This is a genomic window from Klebsiella sp. CN_Kp088, from assembly GCF_040064335.1.
Lineage (GTDB): Bacteria > Pseudomonadota > Gammaproteobacteria > Enterobacterales > Enterobacteriaceae > Klebsiella > Klebsiella aerogenes.
Map to the genome: position 1 here is coordinate 173,141 of NZ_JBEAIQ010000028.1, position 8,982 is coordinate 182,122.

Annotated in this window: 7 protein-coding genes; 3 read left to right on the forward strand and 4 right to left on the reverse strand. The window is 55.0% G+C overall.

Going from position 1 to position 8,982, the window contains the following annotated elements:
- Window position 1: 1 nt before the first annotated feature.
- The 4 genes from ABLV08_RS18330 to ABLV08_RS18345 all read right to left on the reverse strand — a co-directional run bounded on the left by ABLV08_RS18330 (window position 2) and on the right by ABLV08_RS18345 (window position 3,952).
- Complete coding sequence (locus tag ABLV08_RS18330) at window positions 2–958, reverse strand: ABC transporter permease (protein ID WP_047053882.1); 957 nt, start codon at window positions 956–958, stop codon at window positions 2–4.
- Between the two features lie 43 nt (window positions 959–1,001).
- Window positions 1,002–2,705 (reverse strand): ABC transporter substrate-binding protein, encoded by a 1,704-nt coding sequence (locus ABLV08_RS18335; protein WP_015705202.1) that lies wholly within the window; start codon window positions 2,703–2,705, stop codon window positions 1,002–1,004.
- Window positions 2,706–2,888: 183 nt separating this feature from the next.
- Entirely contained in the window at window positions 2,889–3,539 is a 651-nt protein-coding gene (locus ABLV08_RS18340) for a CatA-like O-acetyltransferase, family 1 (RefSeq protein WP_325896046.1), read from the reverse strand.
- Between the two features lie 29 nt (window positions 3,540–3,568).
- On the reverse strand, window positions 3,569–3,952 hold the full coding sequence (locus ABLV08_RS18345) for a VOC family protein (RefSeq protein WP_042894917.1): 384 nt from the start codon (window positions 3,950–3,952) through the stop codon (window positions 3,569–3,571).
- Window positions 3,953–4,044: 92 nt separating this feature from the next.
- Here ABLV08_RS18345 and ABLV08_RS18350 point away from each other — a divergent pair, with 92 nt between their 5' ends.
- From ABLV08_RS18350 to ABLV08_RS18360, 3 genes are all read left to right on the forward strand, one after another.
- A complete protein-coding gene (locus ABLV08_RS18350) occupies window positions 4,045–4,815 on the forward strand; it encodes a DeoR/GlpR family DNA-binding transcription regulator (protein WP_015705204.1) in 771 nt (256 codons plus the stop codon).
- Window positions 4,816–5,104: 289 nt separating this feature from the next.
- Window positions 5,105–8,320, forward strand: coding sequence for a molybdopterin cofactor-binding domain-containing protein (locus ABLV08_RS18355; RefSeq protein ID WP_348856129.1), 3,216 nt, complete (start codon window positions 5,105–5,107; stop codon window positions 8,318–8,320).
- 43 nt (window positions 8,321–8,363) lie between these two features.
- Entirely contained in the window at window positions 8,364–8,822 is a 459-nt protein-coding gene (locus tag ABLV08_RS18360) for a (2Fe-2S)-binding protein (protein WP_015366918.1), read from the forward strand.
- Window positions 8,823–8,982 lie beyond the last annotated feature (160 nt).

Below are 8,982 nucleotides of genomic sequence, written 5' to 3' on the forward strand. Positions count from 1 at the left end.
ATTACCTCACTCGAATGCGCGGATCGGCCCACGCGTAGAGCACATCGGCCAGTAAATTACCGATGATCGTCAGCACCGCCAGAAACAGGGTAAACCCCATCAATACCGGATAATCGCGAGCGGCCAGCGAATCGATATGAATGTGCCCGGCACCCGGCCAGTTAAATACTTTTTCGGTAATGATGGCGCCAGAGAACAATCCCGGCAGTTCGAAGCCAAGCAGGGTGATGACCGGCAGTAGCGCATTGCGCAGCGCGTGTTTCATGATAACCGTGCGTTCTCGCAGCCCTTTAGCTCGGGCGGTACGAATGAAATCCATCTTCACCACGTCAAGCATGCTGGCGCGAAAATAGCGCGTCAGGCTGCCGGCCTGCAGCATCACCAGCGCCAGTACCGGCAGTACCAGATGGGCGGCGACCTGCAGCACATACTGCCAGCCGTTATCGTCGCTGCCGGTATTGGTCATCCCGCCTACCGGCAGCCAGTGCAGGTCGACGGCAAACCACTTAATCAGCAGCAGGCAGAGGAAAAAGGTGGGAAAGGACATGGCGGCAAACACCGCGATACTCACCAGATGATCGAACCATGAATTAGGTCTGAGCGCGGAGACAACGCCAACCGTCAGGCCGATACCCCAGTAGAAGACCAGCGCCACGCTTGCCAGCAGGAAGGAGTTCCAGATGTACTGGTTCAGTAACTGGCTGACCGGGATCTGGTATTGCAGCGAGAAGCCTAAATCCCCGCGCAGTAGTTGTCCCAGCCAGTGAAGGTAGCGGGTGAAGAGCGGCTGGTCGAGACCGTATATCGCCTTCAGTTCGGCGGCGCGGGCGGCCGTCAAGGTGATGTTGCCATCGATAAAATCGCCGGGAGTTTTAGCAAAGAGCATAAAAATGATAAAGGAGGCCAGCAGCAGCATCGGCAGCGTTTGCAATAGGCGCCTCAGGATGAAATTTTTCATAACATTCTCACATCAGCCGCCGGGAGGCCGGCGGCTGGGGGATTTACTTCACGATTTTCACGTCCGGCAAACTGCCGGTGAGGCCGTTATAGATATCCGGCTTAAAGCCGGTCACCCGGGCGCTGCTGGCGGAAAGAATCTCCCGGTATCCCAGCAGGATAACCGGCGGATCCTCGGCCAGCACCTGATACAGCTGGTGATAGATAGGCTTGCGTTGTTCGACATCCAGCACTGCGTTGCCCGCATTGATAAGCTTATCGACTTCAGCGTTGTGGTAGCCCGACTCTTTGGCTTCGCTGCTGTAGAAGTCCCACACGCCGTCATGCGGATCGTTGAGAGTGCTGGTGCTGAACGACGCCAAATCGTAATTACCCGCTTTGCGCTGCGCCATCAGCGCGTTGAAATCAACCACCTGCGGTTTCAGCAGCACGCCTATCTGCCGCCAGTTCTCTTTGGCAATTGGGATCAGCGCATCGTTAATGACTTTTTTGCTCGCCAGTAGGGTCAATTCCAGCCGCTTACCGTCTTTCACGCGGATGCCATCGGCGCCAGGCAGCCAGCCCGCTTCATCGAGCAGTTTTTTCGCTTGCACCGGATCGTAATGGTAGGGGTTGACGCCCTGCGCATTGAAGGCCCAGGAAATAGGCGCGATCGGTTCAATGGCTACCTTGCCGTATCCCTGATACACCACGTCGATTAATTTCTGGCGGTCAAGCCCGTAAATCAGCGCCTGACGCACTTTTTTATCCTGCAGTGCCGGGCGATGGAGGTTGAACTCCACCTGGCTGTAGTCGCTGGAGCCGTACAGGTTGATATTGGCAAAACCGAGCATCTTAAGCTGCTCAATATCATCCGGACGCGAGGTGAAGGCGTCGTAGTCGGTTTCGCCGGTCTGGAATAGCTGGAAATTGGTAGACGGATTGGTCACGCGATAGATAAAGCGCGGCGTTGGCGGCGTACCGCGATAAAAATGCGTGTTGGCGTGGAAGCGAATCTCCTGCCCGGGAATATATTTATCGTAGACATAAGGACCGTTACCTAGCGGTTTTCCGTGCAGAGAACGAAGATAATCCAGATTTCCGCGTTGATACCCTTTGCCGTACCAGGCTTTCGATAATACCGGACCGCCGATTTTCGCCAGCGTTGTCGCGCCCGGCTGGGTGGTAGTAACCTGTAAGGTCAGCGGATCGATAACTTTCAGGCCGCTCACGCTATCGGCTTTGCCGGCTTTATATTCCGCGCCGCCGGCGATATTGGCCAGAGTGATATCGGTATCGCCGTCATATTTCGGGTCGAGAAGAACGGTCAGCGTAAAGGCGACATCCTCCGCGGTGAGTGGCGATCCGTCACTGAAAGTCAGGTTAGGGCGTAATTTGATGGTATAGACTTTGTTATCCGCGCTCACCGTCCAGCTCTCAGCCAGCCCCGGCACCAGCTTACCCTGACTGTCCCAGTCAATCAGGCGTGAAAAAATAACGTTGGTGACGTTCTCATCCCAACCGTTGACGAAGAAGTAAGGGTTAAAGATCCCCTGCGGTTCGGAAATGCCGGCCACTACCGTGTCTTTACGCAGTTTGGCGCTGGCCGGGATCTGGCTGGCATCGGTTGCGGGAGTGATCCCTTCTTTAAGAATATCGTCGGCGTTGGCGACAGAAGAAAATGCCACCATGCTACCGAGCAACGCCACTTTCAGCGCCAGGGCGAAGCGCGTTTGTCTGGTTTTTAATCCTTGCCGTAATCTGGACAAAAGTGCTACCTCATCAAATGATTGCGTTGTTATTTACAATTCATGACGAAGATAAGAGGCGCGCTGAAGACTGTCTAACAACGAAATGCTATGGGTTATAGCCATTTCGCATTAGCAAAAAACCGGCAATATAATGCCGGTTTTCGGGGAAGTCATAGTGGATTGTTCTTTATGCCGCGGCAGCTAATCACCGGCCTCAACCGGCAGCCACAGGGCCTGCGGGTTAGCGAAATAATATTCGACTTCGGCATAAAAACGGCTGGCGTGCAGGCCATCAACAAAAGCGTGATTAAACCGGCCGGCAACCGGAATGATGCCATTTTTCAGTTTTCCCCACGTCAGGGCGGGTACCGCCGCGCCCACGTAGTATTCCGCATGGGTCATGGCGCTGAAGTGCAGCCACGGCAGACAACTGGCGCAAAAGAAATTTTCTTCTTCCACGATAAGCGGTGAGGGGTTGGTGCTTTTTGCGGCCTCAATGCGCGGCGTCGCGGCGGCGCTAAACGCGGGGAAATCAGCGGCGTTATCGCACCATACCTGGCGAAAACCTTCGCTGGCCGTCATGATCGGCGTCATCACCGAGATGGCGTCATATTCGATGATATCGTCGTTGCGCAGGCGCTGTTTCAACTGCGGTACGGCGTTGGCCGCACGCAACAGGCCAAATAACGCCAGTTGAAAGAAGGAAACGCCCCGGTCTTTCGCGCAGGTGTACAACTGTTGCGCTTCGACCGGTACGCACAGATTGAAGCTGGGATTGGCAAAGGTACGGTAGAACGTAAAGTGATCCAGGCGAGGCCAGCTCGCTTTATCAATGACGCGATAATGTGCCACGGTCGACTCCTTCATGTGGATTTGCCTTACTATGCGACGATTTCCACCAGGTTACCATCCGGGTCTTTGATAACCGCCTCATAATAGCCATCGCCGGTGGTGCGCGGGGCAGAGACTAAAATTCCCGCCATTTCAGCGCGTTTGGCTAACGCATTCACCTGTTCCGTGCCGCCGACGGCGATCGCCAGATGCACCCACCCCGTATGGTTGTTATCGTGGGTCGAGTCATGTAAACCGGGTTTGGACATTAACTCAATGGCCACGTCAGAGCCAATTTTTACAAAATAGGATTCAAAACCAGGATTGGTTTTACTACGGTATTTTTCGTTGATTTCACCGGCAAAAAACTCCACCCAAAAGCGTGCTTGCTGCTCAAGATGGCGGGTCCAGAGGGCGATATGGGCAACTTTCATGGTTTACCTCGTAAAGGGTCAGGTTGACAGCATGCGCATAAGTGAACGATTATGCTCTTTTCTGCTCGTTATGTTTATTTTAAGGAGTTGTTGTGCTCGATTATGCAGCTTTCCCTCAGCAACGACAAGCGCTGATTTGTCAGATCCTGCAGGAGGACGGTAGGGTCGTCTGCGCCGATCTGGCCCAGCGCTTACAGGTCTCTGAACACACTATTCGCCGCGATCTTCATGAGTTGAGCAAAGACGGATATTGTAAGAAAGTCTACGGCGGCGCGGTGATGACCCTGCCGGAATCCATGGAGTATAACGAACGTAAAGAGAAAAACAGGGCAACAAAGAGCAGAATCGCACAGAAATGCGCACAGCTAGTGAAACCGGGCGGCTGTATTTTTATTGATACCGGCACCACCAATCTGGCCATGGCGGAAGCGCTACCGGGCGAACTGGCCTTAACTGTGGTTACCAATTCTCCGGAAATCGCGGCGGTTCTGCTTAAAAAACCGCTTTACGAGGTTGTGATGCTCGGAGGTTTGGTGCAACGCGCGGCAGGCGGTTGTGTCGGCGCATCGGCGGTGGCCCAGGTGCAGGGGATCCTCTTCGATCAGGGATTTATTGGCGGCTGCGCAATGGCTCCGGAGTCAGGTCTAACCGGCTTTGATCACGCCGATTGTGAATTTAAGAAAGCGGTTATCAAACAGTGCAGTGAAATTATCGTTGGCTTAACCTCAGATAAAATCCCCGCCGTCGCGCGTTTTGTGGTAGCTGAAAGCAGCGCCATTGACGTGCTGGTGGTGGAGGAAAACATCAGCCGTAAATACCGGGATGCTTTCCGTGAACACGAGATCCGTATCTATACCGTTTAACACACGGGCAAATTATTAATTTGAGAAAACCGGGCTATCACTTTGATAAAAACGACGGCGAAATGTTACTGGCCTGCGGACCGCGGCCTTAGCTGCGCTATTTTCTCTGCACTTTAGCCGCATTTTGCGCGACGACTCACAAAAAAGAAGCTTAAACGGCACCTCATTGATTTCTGGCACAAATCTTGGATTTGTTATCGGTGATGTGGCTTTTCCCATGGGTTATGGATAGCGCGACGTTTAGCAAACCCGGGATTGCCCGCAACGGATAATCATTGAGGGGACTGTTATGTGTGCTTCACCTTCAGCGCCGCTACGGCGCGTGGATGGACTGGCGAAAGTCAAAGGAACGGCCGTTTATGGCGACGATATTACCTTACCGGGCATGCTGTATGGCGTTTGCCGCTTTGCGGATATACCCGCCGGGAAAATCGAGGCGATAGATCTTAGCGAGGCGCTGAATGTTGCAGGCGTAGTAAAAATCGCCACCTGGCAGGATATCCCCGGTACACCGGTCGTGGGGATCATCGTCAAAGATTATCTGCCTATCGTCAAAGACGAGGTAGTCTTCCACGGCGATGTCGTCGCCGTGGTGGCGGCAACCAGTTATGAAGCCGCCTGCGAAGCGGCGGATAAAATTCATGTGCGCTATACGCCTTATGAGCCGCTAACGGACGTAGAAGCCGCGCTGGCGGCGGACGCCCGGCGAATTCACCCGGAGCGCAGCGATAATATCGCCGCCCATCACCACACCGTTAAAGGCGACATCGCCAAAGGCTTTGCCGAAGCCAGTCACGTGATTGAACGTGAATATGAAGTGGGCTTCCAGGAACACGCCTACATCGAACCGGAAGTCGTACTGACCTGGCTTGATCCTACCGATGGTAGCCTGATTATCTCCGGCTCCATTCAGAACCCGCACCGCGTACGCAGCTTCGTGGCTAAGTTTATGGGCTGCCCGCAGAGCCAGATTAATGTCAAACGCGCGGTGATGGGCGGCTCGTTCGGCGGCAAAGATGACATCATCGATCACCTGGCCTGCCGTTCCGCATTGATGACGCGCCTGACCGGTCGTCCGGTGAAATTTACCTACACCCGCGAGCAGTCCATTATCGAAAGCTGTAAGCGCCACCCTTATAAAATGAAGTATCGCGCCGGGGTGGACGACAACGGACGCATTCTGGCGATCAAAATCGATATTCTTGCCGACAGCGGCGGCTATGCGGCGTCCTCCCCGTTCGTCACCTGGCGTTCTTCGGTGCAGGCCGCTGGGCCGTACAATATTGATAACGTCCATATCGACGTTAAAGCCGTCTATACCAACAACAGCTATACCTCGGCGATGCGTGGTTTCGGTTCACCACAGGTGGTTTACGCCAACGAATCATTTATGGATGAAATTGCCGACGTGCTCAATCTCTCGCCGGTGGCGGTGCGTGAAGTGAACGCGCTGCGTCAGGGCGATACCTCGGTCACCGGGCAGCGGTTTGATAAACACACCGTCTCGGCGACTGAAGTCCTGAGTAAGGCGGTGAATGCCTCGGAATTTGCGGCAAAACGCCAACACTATCGTGAATTGAATCAAAAAGGCGGCGTTTATCGCTATGGCATTGGCCTGGCGCTGAGCTACCGTGGTTGTTCCATCGGCGCGGAAGGGGTTGATACCTCGACGGCGCTCATTCAGGTGAATGAGGACGGCAGCGTCAATCTGGCGACATCGGTTTCTGAAAACGGTCAGGGTCTGCAAACCGCGATGTCGCTAATCGCCGCGGAAGCCTTTGGTATTCCTCTATCTGAACTGCATTTTATGGAACCGCCGACCTCGGTTATCGGCGACGGCGGATCGACGGCGGCAACTCGTGGGACTATGGTCGGCGGTGGGGCGATTCTTGACGCCGCGGACAAGATAAAACGCCGCATTCTCAGCGTCGTCGGCGACAGCATCGGCACCCGCGAGTTGGCTGAAACCTTGTGGCAGGATGGCTTTATCATCAACGTCCAGGACAGTGAACGGCGTATTGATTTCAAAACCGCGGTTAATAAAACCAAATGGGCCAGCGTCAGCCTGACCGAATACGGCTGGTTTGTGCCGCCGCCCATTCACTGGGATGAAGAAAAAGGCTGCGGCAGCCCGTACTTTACCTGGGTCTACGGCTGCCAGGTGGCGGAGGTACGGGTGAATACCAGCACCGGTAAAACCGATTTGCTGCATGTTACCGCCGCCCATGACGTGGGCCGGGTACTCAACCCGGTGGGGTTTGAAGGTCAGGTTTACGGTGGCGTGGCGCAGGGTTTTGGCTACGCGCTGCTGGAAGACTTCAACATTGAAAATGGCCAGGTCAAATCGGAAAACTTCGACAGCTACCTGCTGCCGACGATGAAAGATATTCCGCCGATGACGATTATCGGCGTAGAAAACCCGGATATCGCCGGGCCTCTGGGGGCGAAGGGGATCGGCGAACCAGCCACTGAACTGGCGGCGGCGGCTATCAACAACGCGGTGAGTTTTGCCCTCGAGACGCGGTTTAATAAATTACCGTTGACCCTCGAACAGGTGATCCTCGGCTACAACCTGAAAAAGCCGGTTCGCCAAAGCGAAATGATGCTGGAGGCGGAAAACAAGAAGCAGGTGCTGCGCCTCACTGACGTGGAAGTGATTCGCGCGAAAAGCCTGCAGGAGGCGTTAACTCTGCTGGCGCAAGAGGGCGTGACGGCTATCGCCGGCGGTACCGATGTAATTGTGCAGGGGCGTCTGCAAACCCGCGCGATGCGGCTGGTTGATATTTCCCGTCTGCCGGAGTTGACGCAGGTGAGCGAAGATCCGGTCAGCCATGAGGTCATCATTGGCGGAGCGATGACCTTTAACCGTATTACCGATCATCCGCTGTTGCGCGAACGTTACCCGCTGCTGGTGCAGGCCTGTCATACCGTCGGTTCGCACCAGATCCGCAACCGCGCCACCATCGGCGGCAATATCGTCAACGCCGCGCCCTGCGGCGATTCCATTCCGCCTGCCATCCTCTATGACGCGCGCATCGAGCTGCGCTCGCTAAATGGCGTACGCACCCTCGGTCTGGCCGAGTTTTTGCTGTCCGGCTACAAGACCCAGCGCCAGCCGGATGAACTGCTGACCAAAGTGATACTGCCGCCGCCGGTGCGCCCGCGGGCTAAAGGTTTCTATCACCAGTTAGGGCGGCGCAACGCGCTCAACATCACCCGTCAGAGCCTGAGCGCGCTGCTCGATTTTGCTGATGATGGCACGGTGAGCTACTGCCGTCTGGTGGACGGCGCGCTGTTCAGCAAGCCGCAGCGGTTACTGGATATTGAACGCTGTCTGCTAGGGAAACCGTTAAATAGCGACACGATTAATAGCGCCTGCGAGGTGCTGGACAAGCTTATCTATGCGGCCATTGGTAAGCGCTGGTCGGCGGCATATAAGCAGCCGGTGTTCGTCAATATGTTCCGCGACATGATGGCCGAGGCGCAACGGGCCTCAGGGATTTAATGATTCAATCAGGGCGCCAGGGCGCCCTGTACAGGATAGAGCTATGAGCACAATTAAAGTGAAGGTAAACGGCAAGCTGGTGGAAGCAAAAGTAGAAGGCAATATGCGCCTATTGGATCTGGTGCGGGATACATTGCATCTTACCGCCACCAAAGAGGGATGTTCGATTGGCGAATGCGGCGCTTGTACGGTGCTGATGGACGGTAACGCCGTTTGTTCTTGTCTGGTACTGGCCGAACAGTGTGATGAAGCGGAGATCGAGACGCTCGAAGGGTTAAACGATAATCCGATTACGCAAAAATTACAGGATGCATTTATTGAGAAGGGCGGCGTGCAGTGCGGGTTCTGTACGCCGGGAGTACTGGTCAGCGCCACCGAATTATTAACCAAAGAGCCGCATCCGGACGAAGCGCAAATAAAGGATGTATTAGAAGGCAATATGTGCCGCTGTACCGGCTATCAGCCGATTATTGACTCCATTCAACACGCGATTAAATCGTGATCTTGTAACGGGGCTGCTGTTTTGTTAGTAGCCCCGGTAAGCGCCACCGGGGGAGGATTCCCGGATAGCGGCGCACAGCGCCTTATCCGGGCTACGGTTCGGTAGTCGGTTGGTAGCCCCGGTAAGCGTAAGCGCCACCGGGGAGGGTTCCCGGATAGCG